The organism is Arthrobacter sp. BGA-UO-ETr-C19, assembly GCF_059568005.1.
In genome coordinates, this window is record NZ_JCAQPC010000024.1 from 77,767 (window position 1) to 94,209 (window position 16,443).

At 67.6% G+C, this 16,443-nt stretch carries 11 protein-coding genes; 8 read left to right on the plus strand and 3 right to left on the minus strand.

What is annotated here, in order from left to right; genetic code table 11:
- The first annotated feature begins 153 nt into the window (after positions 1 to 153).
- The 4 genes from AC57BR_RS19250 to AC57BR_RS19265 are packed head-to-tail and all read left to right on the plus strand — an operon-like array spanning position 154 to position 4,628.
- Positions 154 to 1,575 carry a Gfo/Idh/MocA family protein gene (locus tag AC57BR_RS19250; protein WP_496363482.1) on the plus strand — a complete coding sequence of 474 codons (1,422 nt, stop codon included), beginning with the start codon at positions 154 to 156 and terminating at the stop codon, positions 1,573 to 1,575.
- Between the two features lie 25 nt (positions 1,576 to 1,600).
- Positions 1,601 to 2,593, plus strand: a complete 993-nt coding sequence (locus AC57BR_RS19255; RefSeq protein ID WP_496363484.1) for an NAD-dependent epimerase/dehydratase family protein — start codon at positions 1,601 to 1,603, stop codon at positions 2,591 to 2,593.
- A complete protein-coding gene (locus tag AC57BR_RS19260) occupies positions 2,590 to 3,495 on the plus strand; it encodes a 5-dehydro-4-deoxyglucarate dehydratase (protein ID WP_496363486.1) in 906 nt (301 codons plus the stop codon). Before AC57BR_RS19255 ends, AC57BR_RS19260 begins: the two co-directional genes overlap by 4 nt.
- Positions 3,495 to 4,628, plus strand: a complete 1,134-nt coding sequence (locus AC57BR_RS19265) for a mandelate racemase/muconate lactonizing enzyme family protein (RefSeq protein ID WP_496363488.1) — start codon at positions 3,495 to 3,497, stop codon at positions 4,626 to 4,628. Before AC57BR_RS19260 ends, AC57BR_RS19265 begins: the two co-directional genes overlap by 1 nt.
- An 85-nt stretch (positions 4,629 to 4,713) precedes the next feature.
- On the opposite strand, the gene AC57BR_RS19270 is transcribed toward AC57BR_RS19265, so the two are convergent.
- The gene (locus AC57BR_RS19270; RefSeq protein WP_496363490.1) at positions 4,714 to 5,835 is read right to left on the minus strand and encodes a M24 family metallopeptidase; all 1,122 of its coding nucleotides are present in this window, start codon (positions 5,833 to 5,835) and stop codon (positions 4,714 to 4,716) included.
- Complete coding sequence (locus AC57BR_RS19275) at positions 5,832 to 7,964, minus strand: DUF6807 family protein (RefSeq protein WP_496365182.1); 2,133 nt, start codon at positions 7,962 to 7,964, stop codon at positions 5,832 to 5,834. Before AC57BR_RS19275 ends, AC57BR_RS19270 begins: the two co-directional genes overlap by 4 nt.
- A gap of 1,396 nt (positions 7,965 to 9,360) precedes the next feature.
- Between AC57BR_RS19275 and AC57BR_RS19280 the strand changes: the two genes are divergently transcribed.
- The 3 genes from AC57BR_RS19280 (at position 9,361) to AC57BR_RS19290 (ending at position 12,757) form a co-directional block, all read left to right on the plus strand.
- The gene (locus tag AC57BR_RS19280) at positions 9,361 to 10,305 is read left to right on the plus strand and encodes a carbohydrate ABC transporter permease (RefSeq protein WP_496363492.1); all 945 of its coding nucleotides are present in this window, start codon (positions 9,361 to 9,363) and stop codon (positions 10,303 to 10,305) included.
- On the plus strand, positions 10,298 to 11,254 hold the full coding sequence (locus tag AC57BR_RS19285) for a carbohydrate ABC transporter permease (protein ID WP_496363494.1): 957 nt from the start codon (positions 10,298 to 10,300) through the stop codon (positions 11,252 to 11,254). Before AC57BR_RS19280 ends, AC57BR_RS19285 begins: the two co-directional genes overlap by 8 nt.
- Before the next feature lie 144 nt (positions 11,255 to 11,398).
- Complete coding sequence (locus AC57BR_RS19290; RefSeq protein WP_496363496.1) at positions 11,399 to 12,757, plus strand: ABC transporter substrate-binding protein; 1,359 nt, start codon at positions 11,399 to 11,401, stop codon at positions 12,755 to 12,757.
- Positions 12,758 to 12,927: 170 nt separating this feature from the next.
- Here the strand turns inward: AC57BR_RS19290 and AC57BR_RS19295 are convergent, their stop codons facing one another.
- A complete protein-coding gene (locus AC57BR_RS19295; RefSeq protein ID WP_496363498.1) occupies positions 12,928 to 14,943 on the minus strand; it encodes a beta-galactosidase in 2,016 nt (671 codons plus the stop codon).
- Positions 14,944 to 15,146: 203 nt separating this feature from the next.
- On the opposite strand from AC57BR_RS19295, the gene AC57BR_RS19300 reads away from it, so the two are divergent.
- Complete coding sequence (locus AC57BR_RS19300; protein WP_496363500.1) at positions 15,147 to 16,427, plus strand: ABC transporter substrate-binding protein; 1,281 nt, start codon at positions 15,147 to 15,149, stop codon at positions 16,425 to 16,427.
- Positions 16,428 to 16,443 lie beyond the last annotated feature (16 nt).

Sequence of the window (16,443 nt, forward strand, 5' to 3'; positions counted from 1 at the left end):
CTCCTCCGGCTTTTGCGAAAGATGGTTGACGCGCTCGCCGGTGTCTTGATACAAAGCTTATAACGTTTCGAGAAAACGCTTTCTCAGGATTCTTCCTTCACGTGGGCGGGGCGTCAAGCGGCCCGCCTACCACCTTTGGAAAGGGGCCCACCCATGGTCAATGTCGACACCGCCCAGCACCCGCAACCCGATACTGCGGGACCAGCCGCGCGGTCCCGCATCGCCCTGATCGGCACCGGCGGCCGCTCGGAAATGTACATCCGCGCCATCTTCGGCCAGCACGCGGATGTGGCCGAGCTGGTGGCGCTCTCGGACGCAAATCCCGGCCGCGTGGAGTACTACCAGCGGCTCATCCAGGAACTCGGCGCGGAACGCCCGGCCGACTCGTTCGAACCCGGCAAGCTGACCGAATACATCAGAACCAACGCGATCGACCGCGTCATCGTCACCACCCCGGACTACACCCATGCCGACTACATCGTCGAGGCGCTGGAGGCGGGGGCCGACGTCGTGGTCGAAAAGCCGCTGACCATCGACGCCGAGGGCTGCCGCCGCATCACCTCGGCCGTTGCGGCCACCGGCCGCAACGTGGTGGTCACCTTCAACTACCGCTACTCGCCGCGGAACAGCGCGCTGAAGCAGGTCATCCAGGACGGCGTGATCGGCAAGGTCACGTCCATCGACTTCAGCTGGGTCCTGGACACGGTCCACGGCGCCGACTACTTCCGCCGCTGGCACCGCGACAAGCAGAACTCCGGCGGGCTGCTCATCCACAAGGCGTCCCACCATTTCGATCTCGTGAACTGGTGGATCGACGATGTTCCCGAGCGGGTCTACGCTTCCGGCGGGCTGCGGTTCTACGGCGCCAAAAATGCCGCGGAGCGCGGCCTCGGCGCCCGGCCCGAGCGCGGCACCACAGAGCGCGGCACCACAGGCGCCACCGAGGAAGGAACACGCGACCCCTTCGCCCTGGACCTCCGCGAGGACGAGCGGCTGCGGGAGCTGTACTACGAGAACGAGAAGTTCGACGGCTACCGCCGGGACCAGGACGTCTTCACCGAGGGCATCACCATCGAGGACAACCTGGCGCTGACGGTGGACTACGACGGCGGGCCCACGCTCAGCTACTCCCTGAACGCCCACAGCCCGTGGGAGGGCTACCGGGTTGCCGTCAACGGCACCGAGGGCCGGGCCGAGCTGGAGGTGGTGGAGCGGGCCGCCGTCGTCCACAGCACCGACAAGAAGACCGTGGTGGACCCGTCGGCCACGCCCGTGGAAGAGGACGACGCCGTCCGCCGCAACGGTGAACGCCTCGTGGTCCAGCGCCACTGGGAGCCCGCCTATGAGGTGCCCATCGTCAACGGCGAGGGCGGTCACGGCGGCGGCGACAACCTCCTGCTTTCCGACCTCTTCAACGGCCCGGGTGAGGACCCGCTGGGCCGCCCCTCCGGTTATCTGGACGGGTTGCGCTCCGTGTCCGTGGGCATCGCAGGCAACGCGTCGCTGGAATCCCAGCTCCCCGTCCGCATCAGCGAGCTTGGCCTGGGCGTGGAACTGCGCCGCGGCCGGGTCTGAACGCAGCAGGAACAGGAACAACACCATGAGCAGAATTCTTGTCACCGGCGGCGCCGGGCGCTTGGGCCGCAGCGTGGTCGCGGGCCTCGCGGAGGCGGGCCACGAGGTGGTCTCGGCGGACCGGGACGCTGTCCCGGGCGGCACGTTCCCGGCCGGCGTCGAACAGGAAACGGCAGACCTGCTGGTCCCCGGCGAGGCGTTCCGCCTCCTGGAACGCACAGCGCCCGACGCCGTCATCCACCTCGCTGCTATCGCCGTGCCTTTCAGTGCACCCGAGGATGTCATCTTCAGCACAAACACGCGCCTCGCCTTCGCGGTGGTCAGCGCGGCCACCGAACTCGGGATCGGGAAGATCATCACGGCCAGCAGCCCCACGGTCCTGGGCTACGGCTCGCCGGCCGGCTGGCTGCCGGAGTCCTTCCCGGTGGACGAGGACACCACGCCGCGCCCCTGGAACGCCTACGCCCTGTCCAAGCTGATCGCCGAACAGACGGTGCAGATGTTCGCCGCGGCCCAGGGGGACCGGATCCGCTACGCGGCGTTCCGGCCCTGCTACGTCATCTCGCCGGAGGAGTGGGCCGGTGCCCCCACCCAGCAGGGGCACACCGTCCGCGAGCGGCTCGCCGACCCTGCGCTATCCGCGCCGGCGCTCTTCAACTATGTGGATGCCCGGGACGTGGCCGACTTCCTGGACGTGCTGCTGAGGAACATGGACTCCATCCCCAACGGCGAGACCTTCTTCGTGGGCGCCGCCGATGCGCTGGCCACCGAACCGCTCGCCGCGCTTCTTCCCCGGTTCGTGCCCGGCAGCGCCCGGTGCGCCGCCGGACTCACCGGCACCAGCCCCGCCTTTTCCATCAATAAAGCGAAGCGGCTGCTCGGCTGGGAACCCCAACGCACGTGGCGCACAGAACTCGCACTGGTGGAGGAAACCCTGGTCGGCGCCAGCACAGGACCAGCCACCGCAGGGTTAGTCAGCACAGGATCAGCCACACCCGGATCACAGGAGACCAAATGAAACTCGACGGCGTGCTTTTCTTTCCCGTCACCCCCTTCGGCGCCGACGGTGCAGTGGACATTGAGGTCCTGAAGGAACACATCGCCTCCCGCCTGCCCCACCGCCCCGGTGCTGTGTTCCCGGCGTGCGGCACCGGCGAATTCCATGCCCTGAGCATCGATGAGGTGCGCACCGTGGTGGCGGCCGCCGTCGAAACCGTCAACGGTCAGGTGCCCGTCATCGCGGGTGCGGGCGGCCCCCTGGGCCACGCCCTCGCCGCGGCCCGCGCCGCCGAGGAGGCGGGCGCCGACGCCCTGCTGGTCCTGCCCCCATACCTGGTCTCCGGCCCCACCGACGGCGTGGTGGCCTACATCGAGGCGGTGGCCGGCGCGAGCAGCCTGCCGGTGATCGTGTACCACCGCGGCACGGCCAAGTTCACCGCAAAGGCCATCGCCCAGCTTGCCGGCAACCCCAAGGTGATCGGCTTCAAGGACGGCATCGGCGACGTCGGCCTGGCCCAGGAGATCGTCTCCGCCGTCAGGGCCAGCGGCCGGGAGGACTTCCTGCTCTTCAACGGACTGCTGACCGCCGAACTGACGCAGGGCGCCTACCGGGGACTGGGCATCCCGCTGTACTCCTCGGCGGCCTTCGCCATGGCGCCGGAAATCGCCAGCGCCTACTACGACGCCTACACCAGCGGCGATGAGGACCGCCGGCGGGCACTGCTCGACGGCTTCTACGCGCCCCTCGTGCGCTTGCGGGACCAGACACCGGGCTTCGGCGTCTCCCTGATCAAGGCCGGGCTGCGCCTCACCGGACTGGCCGTCGGTCCGGTCCGGCCCCCGCTGGTTGACCCCACCGAGGACCAGCTCGTGGAGCTCAAGGCAATCCTGGCCAAGGGCCACGAGCTGGCCGGCCGCTGATGGCGGCCAAGATCACAGGGCTGCACACGCGCCTGATCACCGTGCCGCTGCGCCGCAGCTGGGGTGCTGATGCGCCCGAGAACCACATCATCGCCACCAGCCTTTTCACGGACGACGGCAGCGCGGGGCACGGTTTCTCCTGGACACCCACCATCGGGCCGCAGGCGGTCAAGGCCCTTCTTGACCACGACATCGCGCCTTTCATCACCGGGCTGGAGGCGAACCCGGAGGTGGTCTGGGACCAGCTCTGGAAACGGCTGCACGAGGCCGGTGGCGGCGGGCTCACCACCATCGCGATGGCCGGCGTCGACCTCGCCCTCTGGGACCTGGCGGCCCGTACCGTCGACGTGTCCGTGGCGGGGCTGCTGGGCCAGCGGCAGGAATCTGTGGAGGTCTACGGCTCCGGTGTGAACCTGCACTATTCCCTCGACGAACTCGTGGCGCAGACCGAACGGTGGGTCGCGGCGGGCCACCGGGCCGTGAAGATCAAGGTGGGCAAGCCGGACCTGGCCGAGGACGCCGAACGCGTGGCCGCGGTCCGCTCGGTGCTCGGCCCGGACCGCCGGCTCATGATCGACGCGAACCAGCGCTGGGACCTGCCCGCTGCCCTCCGGGCCCTGGACGTGCTGGGCCAGTTCGGCCTGGACTGGCTGGAGGAACCACTGCGCGCCGACGATCTCTCGGCCTACCGCCGCCTGCGGAGGCAGTCGCCGGTACCCATCGCCCTGGGCGAGAACGTGCACACCATCTACCGTTTCCGGGACTTTATCGAGGCCGGTGCGGTGGACATCATCCAGCCCAACATCATCCGGGTGGGCGGCATCACGCCGTTCCGCCGGATCGTTGAGCTGGCCCGGGCCAACAGCGTCCGCGTGGCCCCGCACCTGCTGCCCGAGCTGTCCGGCCAGCTCGCCCTGACCCTCGCCGAGGCCGTCAGCGTGGAGGACGTGGAGGACGCTTCCTTCGAGCAGCTGGGCATCCTGGCCGGCCAGTCGCCGGTCCAGATCCGCGACAGCCGCCTCTACGGGACGGGCCTACCGGGCCTGGGTTTCAGCTTCACCGCCGCACTCCTGCCCGAGCCCCGGGACCGAAGCTTCGACCTGCCGACGGACCCTGCGTTCCGGCTCTCGTAGGTTCCTCGCACCCAACTAGGTAGCAGAACAGGGCGTTCCCAGGTCTGGGAACGCCCTGTTCTGCTACCTAGTTGGGTTAACCGGGCTACAGCTGCAGCGCCAGCGGCCGGGGGAGCCCGTTGATGTCCGCAACCGGCCACCTCGGGTCGAACGTCAGGACGTTGGTTCCCGCCGCAGTCAGCTGGACGGTGTCCTCGATCTTGACGCCCGGGCCTGAGGGATTCCACGTGAAGGTCTGGTTGGGCACCACGACATCGTCCGTGGCGGCGGTGGCGCGGGGATCGCGGCCCGCGTAGCCGGCGGGTCCGCCCTGGTGGTGCATGGTCCACTGGTCGGCGCCGAAGCCGTGCCGGGCGTACGCGGCCTGGATCTCGGCGAAGATGCCGTCAAGCCTGGCTCCCGGAACCGTGGCCGCGAAGATGTCCGCCTCAACCGCCGCGATGCGCTCCTCGGCGTCCAGCTCCGGCGGGGTCCCGGCGTCGAACCGCACCCACCTGGTCAGATTGGCCACCAGACCGTGCCGCCGGGCGCAGACCACGGCCATGGCCCGCCGGCCCAGGGGTGCGTGGGTGGCGAGCGGGTGCCGGAACGTGCTGCGCGAGCTGCCGTTGCAGAGCAGGACCAGGGGTTCGGCGCCGGCGGCGACGATCCGTGCGGCGAGGGCGGACGCGACCTCGAACTCGGTGGTGTCGGGCGTCGTCCGGGACAGGACGTCCGTCATGGCGCGGGCGGCATCGGCGCACAGCCTGGCGTAGCGGGCGCTTTCACCCGGGAGCATCGGCTGCCGCGCCGCCCGGAGTTCCGCGGCCACGGCTTTCTCTGCCAGCGGCTCGCCGGGTCCGGCAAGTGCATCGACGGCGTCGGCGAGCTGTCCGTACCAGGGGACCGTGTGAAGTTCGACGCCGGGCGGCAGCTCCTCGGCGGCGAGGCGTTCCGCCTCGTTGTTGAACGTGACGAGGTGGTCACCGGCACGGTTCACGAGGAGCGCGGCGATCGGGTCGCCCGCCAGGCTGATATGCATGCGGCTGCCGTCCAGGTACCACGTCAGGGCGGTGTTGCTGGTAAGGAGCAGGGCGTCATGTCCCCTGGCATCCAGGATCTCCAGGACCCGTTGCCGTTTGGCGGCCCTGTCGTGTGGGTTTCCGGGCAGCGCCGTTGGAGCCTGTACGGCTCCGGCCAGTGCGGTTGCTGGTGCAGGAACGTTCATGTGGTTTCCCCCAAAGATTCGGTGAGTTGTGAAATGTCTGTGGTGCTCAGGATTCCCTCGGCGACCAACACCGTGACGGTGCGCCGGACCGGGTTGTCCCGGGTTGCGCGCAGGGGACTGTCCCAGGCGAGCGAGAGCCCGACTCCCGGGTAGCCGGAAAGCCGGACGAACCACGGATCCGGTGCCTGCGGTGAAGCGAGGAACACCAGGGTGGCCGCTTCGCCGCTCCCGGACTTTCCAGCCGACCCGAACACTCCGCTCCATGCCAGCCACGGGGCAACCGTGCCGTGCACGGCGTCCTCGCCTTCGGCCCTGGCAGTCCGGATCCGTGCGCCACTCGTGGGAGGCAGCCGCCAGAAGAAGCCACCGTAGCCGCCGTTTTCCCGGCCGTTGGAGCCCGGGCTGCCCAGCGCCACCGGTTCCGGGCCAACGGGTGCGAGTTCAAAGTCCAGGCTCAGCTTCCACACGGACGGGCCGACGGCGTCATACCGCCAGCGCCGCTGTTCGGTCAGCACCGCCGTGCCGTCGGGACCCACCCAGTGGAGTGTCTGGTGCAGGGCCCCGGGGGACTCGGCCATATCCGTGATTTCGATGTGGCCATGGTCGTCCTGCCACACGTAGCCACCGGCCCGGCGCGTATAGGTCCGCCCGCCCCAGAAGTTCACGCCGGCAACATCCTGGATGGCGACGCCCGCCCCCAGATGCCAGACGTGGTCCGCGGGCAGGTGGTCCGTGACAACCGTGCCCCCGAGCGTCGTTACAGGGTGCAGGTAGGGCCGGGGCGACGACGTCGGCGTGATGCGGCTTCCGTCCTGCAGCCAGGCAACAGGGCTGCCGCCCACAGCAAGAAAGGGGTTCGCCGGTTCCGGTCTGGCCCAGGGCAGCCCGAGCTCGGCAAACGTGGATTGCGAGAGAACTGCCCGCAGCAGCGCCGCCTCGATGCCGTGCACCACCGGGTGGGCGTCGTCGCCCTCGCCTTCCCAGGCAACGCATGCCGCCGGAATCTCCCGCGGCGGCTCAGCCGTGCGGACCGCCTCGAAGACGGTCATGTAGGCTCCGGCTGCGGAGAGCGGGCTGAGCAGCCCGGCCCCGCCGCCGTAGGTTCCGCCACCGTCCGCCCCGTTACCGTCGGCGCGGGCGGCCAGGAGATTCTCCAGCAGGTCCGTCCGTCCGAACGTCCGCGTGCTGGTGCCCTGGGCGGTTTCCAGGACCAGCCTGTCCTCGGTGTAGAAGAACTCCGCCTTGCCGAGCGTGCCGAAGACTGTGACGGACGGCGGGGACTGTTCGGCCGCGCACAGAGTCAGGGCACACATGAGGACCCGTCCGGCCGACGTGCGGACCCGGATAACTGATGTGTCGTCGCTCTCCGTGTTGTGGGCCCGGTAGAGGTCGGTTTCCACCGACCCGACGTCGTCAACGCCGGCCGCGCCGGCGATCCGCAGCCCGGTCGCGACCGCATGGGCCAGGGCGTTCGTGGCCACGCCGTCCACGACGTCGGTGCCGTCCAGGCTCCGCCGCCCGGCCCAGCGTGAGCGCTTGAAGTAGCCAGCGCTCCGCACCCAGGCCCCGGTGGCGCCGATTCCGCGGATGCGGCCTAGTGCGCCCGACTCCACCAGGCCGGCGATCTCCGGCAGCGCATCCGAGCCGAGGCTCTGGAATCCGACCTGGACCAGCCGGCCCGCCGCCTCGGCCGCGGCCAGCACCTCGTCGAACTGGGCAAGGGAGGCCATGGGCGGCTTCTCCACGTAGACGTCGGCCCCGGCCGCGATCGCGGCAAGGGCCAGCGGGGCGTGGGTCTGGATGGGCGTTGCGAGGATGACGACATCCGGTGCGGTGCCCGCTGCCAGCAGTTCAGCCAGGGTGCCGAAGACCTGCACCGAAGAATCCAGCGTCCCGTCTGCCGGGGGACGCGGATCGGCGACGGCGACAAGCCGGGCCAGTTGACGATCCTCCAGCCGGCGGAGGTTGCCCAGGTGCCGGGCGCCGTAGCCGTGCACGCCCACCAGCGCGATGCGGGGGACGGCGGCCGGGGCAGCCGCGGCAGCCGCGGCGCGCCCGGCCTGAAGACCCGCCGCGGCGCGCCCGGCCTGAAGACCCGCCGCGAGGAAGGCGGCCGCCTCCTCCTGCATCCCGCGGGTGAACACATGGCCGCCCGGCCAAAAGCTCCCGGTGTACCGCCCGGCCGGATGGAGGGCACCCAGGCGGGCATCGGCGTCGTGCATTCCCTGTTCCGGGAACAGCGCATCGGCCGACGCGTACTGCACCAGCAGGCTGTCCGACGATGAGCGCGCGGTGAGCTCGGGCCAGTCACCAAGACGGGTGAGGCCGGGCGTCTGGAGCAGCCACGAATGTGCGTCCAGATACGAGGGAAGCAGGGAACCGAAGGTGGTCATCATGCAGGTCACAGCGTGGCTGCGGATCAGCGGGCTGAGCGCGGCGAGGATGAGGGACCTGGCGCCTCCGCCGGAGAAGCCGGCACAGCCGAGCCTTCCGGCGTCTACGCCCGGGAGCCCGGCGAGTACGTTCAGCGCCGCGAGGTCGTCATGCGCCACCATGCCGGCGAAGCTGGTGCCGAGCAGGCCGGCGGCCTTGGCCACGGTGTCCTCGTGGGCGGCGGCCGCGGCGTCGTACAGTTCTGCCGTGGACGGTTCGACGCCGGCCTCCCGCCACAGTGCCTTCCGGCCGTCGACGGCGGCAGCCGTTCGCTCGGGAGGCGTGCCGAGGTCGAATCCCCGGCTGCCCCACGAGAACGTGTCATGGGCGAGCACGGCGAAACCCTGCGACGCCAGCCAGGTGGCGAAGGCCCGGCCCTCATACAGCCGGTTCCGGAGCGGGTCAGAGCCGCTTCCCGCCGTCGGGCTGTCCACCAGCCGCGCGGCACCGGAGGATTTGATGCCGGCGTGGCAGTGCAGCGCCAGGACGCCCGGCAGGGGGCCGGCGGCGTGCTCCGGGCGGATGAACCAGGCGGTGGTGCGGGGGCCAAAGCCCAGCTGCCAGCTCAGGCGGGAGGTGGTCACGCCGTCGCTGATTTCCTCCCAGTCAACACGGAAGGCGGGCCCGGCCGGGACGTCAGGAACACCAAGCGCGTCCGCCAGCTCCTGGCTCGGGCTGTCTGCCGGGCGGTAGCGCGGGGCGGCAGCCATGAAGCCGGGCCAGTCCTCGTAGCCACCAATGGCGCTGGCTGAAATCATGACCGCGTTCTCCGGGGTGCAAACATCGTTGTCCTGCCTTTCGCAGTTCGCGCGCAGCGGCGCTCGGCAGCGCTCATCAGTCAGAAAACGCTTTCTCAAAAATTAGCAAAGGGGTGTACACCGGTCAAGAAACCGTTTACTTTGGTACGGAGCCGCCGTTGCCCGAGTCACTTTCGGGGCCACATTGGGAGCGTAATTTGGCGGCACCAGCTGCCCGCATCAACGCTTAGGCAAGAAACAATCCGTGGAAGGCCACGATGACCAAAGGAGACCACATGGCCGTACAGCAGCACTCGGAGGCGCCCTGCGCCCCCGGCGACGTCGGGAGGGGCCAGTGAGCGCCATCAGCGAACTGTCGTCGATGTCCCGCCGCAAGGGACCGGTGACCGAGGAAGAAAAGCGGGCCAACCGGCGCGACAACAAGGAGGCCTACATCTTCCTGCTGCCGTGGCTCGTGGGTCTCGTGGTCATCACGGTCGGCCCCATGCTCATGTCGCTTTACCTGGCCTTTACCGACTACAACCTCCTGCAGGCGCCGGAATGGACGGGGCTGGACAACTTCACCCGGATGCTCGGCGATGCCCGGCTTCACAACTCGCTCCGGGTGACCTTCACCTATGTGCTTGTGGGCGTTCCCCTGCAGCTGGCGGTCGCACTGCTGATCGCGCTGGTGCTCGACAAGGGGCTCCGCGGACTGCCCTTCTACCGCTCGGTGTTCTACCTTCCCTCCCTCCTGGGCGGGTCGGTCGCCGTCGCCATCCTGTGGAAGCAGATCTTTGGCACCACCGGCCTGGTCAACCAGGTACTGGCGATGTTCGGCATCACCGGACCCGGCTGGATCTCGGATCCGAGCACGTCGCTCGGCTCCATCATCCTGCTGCACGTCTGGACCTTCGGCAGCCCCATGATCATCTTCCTCGCCGGGCTGCGCCAGATTCCCAACATGTACTACGAGGCGGCCGAGGTGGACGGCGCCACCACGCTGCAGAAGTTCTGGCGGATCACGTTGCCCATGCTCAGCCCCATCATCTTCTTCAACCTGGTGCTGCAGATCATCGGCTCCTTCCAGTCCTTCACGCAGGCGTTCATCGTCTCGGGCGGCAACGGCGGACCCTCGGATTCCACCATGTTCTTCACGCTGTACCTCTACCAAAAAGGCTTCGGCCAGTTCGACATGGGCTACGCCTCCGCCATGGCCTGGTTCCTCCTCGTGATCATCGGCGCCTTCACGGCCGTCAACTTCATCGCTTCAAAGTATTGGGTGTTCTACGATGACTAAACTTCAGACACTGCCCGCCCCCGAGCAGGAACAGGGCAAAAGCGGAAAAGTTCCCGGAAACAGGACCCGGGGCCACTCCGGCCGGCCACGGGAATCGCGCGGCACCCTGGCCTTCAGCCGCAGCGCGCGCGTCAAGGCGCTGGCCAAACATGCACTGCTGATCATCACCGGCGGGATCATGATCTACCCGCTGCTGTGGATGGTGGTGTCCTCGCTGCGGCCCAACGACCTCATCTTCCGCGAGCCCGGCCTGTGGCTGAACAGCCTGGAGATGAGCAACTACACGGACGGCTGGTCCGCGCTGAGCCATCCGTTCGGCCACTACATGCTCAACTCGGCCATCGTCGTGATCGGCTCCATCCTGGGCAATCTGATCTCGTGCTCCATGGCCGCCTACGCCTTCGCCCGGCTCCAGTTCAGCGGAAAGAAGCTGTTCTTCGGCATCATGCTCCTGACCATCATGCTGCCGTTCCACGTGGTGATCGTTCCGCAGTACATCCTGTTCTCCCAGATTGGTTGGGTGAACACCTTCTGGCCGCTCATTGTGCCCAAGCTGCTGGCCACGGACGCGTTCTTCGTGTTCCTCATGGTCCAGTTCATCCGCGGCATTCCCAAGGAACTTGACGAGGCGGCCAGGATCGACGGCGCCGGCCACCCCCGCATCTTCCTGCGGGTCATCCTGCCCCTGATGGTGCCGGCGCTCGCCACCACCACGATCTTCACCTTCATCTGGACCTGGAACGACTTCTTCGGGGCCCTGATCTACCTCACCGACCCCGAAATGTTCACCGTGCCCGTCGCGCTGCGCGCCTTCGTTGACTCGCAGTCCGCCACCAGCTGGGGTTCGCTGTTCGCGATGTCCATCGTGTCCCTGCTGCCCGTGTTCCTGGTGTTCCTCTTCGGCCAGCGTTTCCTCATCAAGGGCATCGCCACCACCGGCATCAAGTAGCCCGGCCGGCTGATCGCAACAGTCCTAGCAAAAACCTCTTGTCATACAAGCGACCTACTTGTAGTGTAAGTAAACGAGAAAGCGCTTTCCCAACAAGTTCAGTTTCTCAGTCGCTTCCAGGATCAAAGAAGATCGGAGTTTCCAGTGCCACTCTTTCCCCGGCCCGCATCGGCAGCCGCATCCGGCGCCGCCCAAGCTAAACCAGCAAAGACAAAACGCCGCCTCCGCGCCACCGGAGCCGTGGCCGCCGCAGCCGCCGCCGTCCTCGCCCTGAGCGCCTGCGGCGGACCCGCCCAGTCGAGTGCGGACGGCAAGGTGGAACTGCGGTTCTCCTGGTGGGGCGGCGACAAGCGCGCGCAGGTCACACAGGCCGCCATCGCAGCGTTTGAGGCCGAGAACCCCAACATCAAGATCAAGGCCGAATACGGCGACTGGAGCGGCTACTGGGACAAGCTCGCCACCCAGGTTGCCGCCAACGATGCCCCGGACATCATCCAGATGGACGAGAAGTACATCACCGAATACTCCACCCGCGGGGCGCTGCTGGACCTTTCCAAGTACAGCATCGACACCTCGAAGCTGGACGAGGCGGCCCTGAACGCCGGCAAGAGCGAAGACGGCCTGACCGGTATCGCGGCCGGCATCAACGCGGCGACCATCCTGGCCAACCCGGCGGTGTTCAAGGCGGCCGGTGTGGCGCTCCCGGATGACAAGACCTGGACCTGGGAGGACTTCGAGCGCATCTCGGCCGAGGTGACCGCCAAGTCTCCCAAGGGGACCTACGGCGCCGCCGCGTACGGCACCGACGAGGCCTCCCTCGGCGTCTGGCTGCGGCAGAACGGCAAGTCCCTCTACACCTCGGACGGCAAGCTCGGGTTCGAGCCGTCGGACATCGCGGGCTGGTGGGACTTCCTCAAGCAGCTGAGCGAAAAGAAGGCCGTGCCCTCGGCCTCGGAGGTTGTTGAGGCCGAGGCGGCCCCACTGGACCAGAGCGGCCTGGCCACCGGCAAGAACGGGCTGGCCTTCTGGTGGTCCAATCAGCTGCCGGCGCTGGAGAAGGCGGCCGGCAGTGAGCTGCAGGTGCTCAGGTTCCCCTCCAAGACGGGCAATGCGGCGGACACCAAGCTCTGGTACAAGGCATCCCAGTTCTGGTCCGCCTCCTCACGGACCAAGCACCCCGAGGAGGTGGCCAAGTTCATCAACTTCCTGGCCAACGACACGAAGGCCGGCGAGGTCCTGCTGGCAGACCGCGGCGTGTACCCCAACTCCGAGGTCCGTGCCGCCATCCAGTCCAAGCTGACTCCCGCCGACGTCAAGGTGGTCAAGTTCATTGACCAGATCAAGGGTGAACTCGGCGAGGCCCCGGCACCGCCGCCGAAGGGCGCGGGCGCCATCCAGGAGATCATCAAGCGCTACAGCTCCGAGGTGCTGTTCAACCGGCTCTCCACCCAGGACGCAGGCACGAAGGCCGTGGACGAGATGAAGTCCGCGATCAGCAGCTAACGCCTCGCAGAGCACGAAGCACGAAAACCCCGGGTACTCTCCCAACGGAGAAGGCCCGGGGTTTTCCGCGCGTCGGTACTGAAGCGCGCCGGGCGGGGAGTTTTTGTACACGTATCGCGACTTCGGGGGCCTTTTGGGGCCATTATCTGTACAAAAACTCCAAGCCTCGGTCAGTCCTCGGCGATCACGGCCACCGCTCCGCCGGGAACAAGCCCGCCGAAACGTCCGCCGCCCAGCAGTTCCTCGCCGTCGGCCTTCACCGGTGCATCCTCCCGGCCGTGGTTGATCGCGAAGAGGAAACGGCGCCCGTCGGGCGTGACCCGCCGGGTCAGTTCGACGCCGGCGGCGGCCTCCGCGCAAGCTGCCACTCCCGCCTCGGCCAGGAGCCGGTCCAGGAGGCGTTCGATGCCGTCACGGTCGGGGAGCGTGGCCAAATACCAGGCGGCGCCGCGGCCCGCGGTCCTCCGGGTCAGGGCAGGGATTCCGTCGAGCGGGTAACCGGTGAAGGTGGCCAGGGTTTCTGCGCCGTCGGCGTGGACGTGCTCGCTCCAGATCCGGCCACTGGTTCCGTCGCTCAGGGTCACCTGCCCGCCTTCGAGCAGCGGATGGAACTCCTCGGTCCGGATGCCAAGCAGTTCCCGGAAGGCGCCCGGATAGCCACCCAGCCGGATGTGGTCCCGTTCGTCGACGATGCCGCTGAAATAGCTGACCAGCACCGTGGCTCCTGCCTCGGCGGCGCCGGCGATGTTGGCCGCGGCGTCATCCGTGACGCAGTAGAGCGTGCACACCAGGACCAGGTCATAGCCCTGCAGGTCTGCTGTGGGATGGACGAAATCCACGCCCACGCCGCGCAGGAACAGTGACCGGTGGAATTCGCGGAGCAGGTCGAGGTACTTCACATCCTCGCTTGGGTGTGAATCCAGTTCGCTGGCCCACCACGCCTCGTAGTCGAACACAATGGCCACCCGGGATTCCACCGTGGACCCCTTCACCGGGCCAAGCCGCTTCAGGGCTTCGCCGAGGGCCACCACCTCGCGCCACACCCGGGTGTCCCGGCCGCCGTGCGGCAGCATCGCCGAATGGAACTTCTCGGCCCCGGCAACGCTCTGCCGCCACTGGAAAAACATGACGGCGTCGGCGCCGCGGGCCACGTGCGCCAGGGAGTTCCGGAGCATTTCGCCGGGCATCTTCGGCTGGTTGCGGGGCTGCCAGTTCACGGCCGACGTCGAGTGTTCCATCAGGATCCACGGCCTGTTGCCCGCGACGCCGCGGGTGAGGTCCGCGCTGAACGCCAGTTCGATCTCCCGCTCCGGGTCCGCGGCCACCAGATAGTGGTCGTTGGCCACCACGTCCAGGTCCATCGCCCAGTCGAAGTAGTCCAAGGACTTGGTGGCGCTGGAAACCATGAGGTTGGTGGTGGCCGGAACGTCGGGAGTCACCTCCCGGATCACGGCCAGGAGGCTCCGGTAATAGTCCATCAGCGCCCAGGAACTGAACCGCTGGAAGTCCAGCCGCTGCGCCGGGTTGAGGGTGGTGGGGGCGGCCCGCGGCGGAATGATCTCCTCGAACGAGGCATAGTGCTGCGACCAGAAGGCCGTTCCCCAGGCCTCGTTCAGCGCCTCGACGCTGCCGTAGCGCCGCTCCAGCCAGCGCCGGAACGCCGCGGCGTCCTCCTCGCCGTAAAACTCGGAAACGTGGCAGCCCAGCTCATTGTCCACGTGCCACAGCGCCAGGGCCGGATGGTCCTTGTACCGTTCGGCCAGCTTCCGGGTGATGGCCGCGGCATACCGGCGGTAAACAGCGGACGACGGCGAGTAGTGCCGGCGGGAGCCGCGCTCCAAGACGGTGCCCTCCGCCGTCACCGGCAGGACTTCCGGGTGCTTCCGCACCAGCCAGGCCGGGGGAGCGGCCGTGGCCGTGGCGAGGGCAACCTTGATGCCTGCGCCGTCCAGGTTGTCCAGCACCTCATCCAGCCAGGCAAAGTCGTACTCCCCTTCACGCGGCTCCAGGAGCGCCCAGGAAAAGATGGCCACGCTGAGGAGGGTGACCCCGGCTTCCTTCATGAGGCCGATGTCCTCCAGCCGGATGTCGGCAGGCCACTGTTCGGGGTTGTAGTCACCGCCGAATGCCAGGCCGGGGCCGCTGTTCCAGGCCGGGGTTGGGGGAGGGGACGCTGGGGTGGGCATGGGACTCCTTCGTCGTTGCCGGATGAGGCGGCTCAAACAGAACTGGTGAAACGGGAAGTTTGGAAAACGCTTGCCCAAGGTGGGCCGATGTGACTATTGTATCGATTCAGAGATTGTGTAATCCAGATCACGACTCCAGGTTGACGAAGTTTTCTGAAAAAAGTTTGCGCCCATTGAGCGGCAACATGAGCAAGGAGGCTCCCATGATCAGCAGAAGGAATTTTCTTACCGCGGTGGCGGCAGGAACGGTGTCCGCAGCTACGCTGGCCGCGTGCGGTGCGCCGGCAGGCCAGACAGGCTCCGCTGCCAACCCGGTAACCATCACCTACACGTGGTGGGGCAACGACGACCGGGCCGAACGCACCCGCAAGGCCATCGCCCTGTTTGAGAAGAAGAACCCGGACGTCAAGATCAACGGCAACTTCACGGACTTCGCCGGTTACTGGCAGAAGCGCGCCACCGAGGCCGCTGGCGGCGGACTCCCGGACGTCATGCAGTGGGACCTTTCCTACCTTCGCGACTACGCCCAGCGGAATCAGTTGCTGGACCTCGGCACCGTCAAGATCAACACCGACGCCTTCGACAAGACCCTGCTGCCGTCCGGCCAGATCCGCGGCAAGACCTACGGCATCCCCACCAGCACCAATGCCTTCGCCGTCTACTACGATCCGGCCAAACTGAAGGAAATCGGCGTGCCTGAACCGGCCGGCGCGTGGACCTACGCAGAGTACAAGGACTGGCTCACCACGATCGGGCAGGCCGGCGGCGGAAAGTACTTCGGCGGATCCGACTTCACCGGCATCTGGTGGCAGTTCAACATCTGGCTGCGGCAGAAGGGCATCGACGCCTTCACCGGTGACGGCAAGCTCGGCTTCAGCAAGGATGACCTGCGCACCTGGCTGAACCTGAACTCGGACCTCCGCGGCACCAACGCCGTGGTCCCGGCGGACCGCAGCGCCCAGGTCAAGCCCAAGAGCCCGTTCGGCTCCAACCTCACCGTCTCGGAGAACACCTGGGACAACTTCATGGCCGGCTACCTCAAGGACAGCGGGGCCAAGGAGCTCAAGCTGGTGCCCGTCCCGTCGGACGACCCGGACAACCTGGGCCTGTTCCTCAAGCCGTCCATGATGATGGTGGCCAGCGCCAAGACCAAGAACAAGGATGCGGCCGCGCGCTTCATCGACTTCATGGTCAACGACCCCGAGGTGGGCGAGATCTTCAAAACCTCACGCGGTGTTCCGGCCTCCAAGACGCAGCGGGACGGCACCACCTTCGAAGGCACCGACAAAGCCGTGGTGGACTACGAATCCTCCATCGGCAAGTACCTCAAGGACGCCCCCGAACCACCGATCGTCGGCTTCGGCACGCTGGAAGCCGCGTTCCTTCGCTTCAATGAGGACCTGAACTACGGCAAGCTCACGGTGGACGGCGCCGTGGACCAGTGGTTCAAGGAAGCCGAAGACGTCATCAAGCAGAACGCGTAGCGTACGCGCTGCAGAA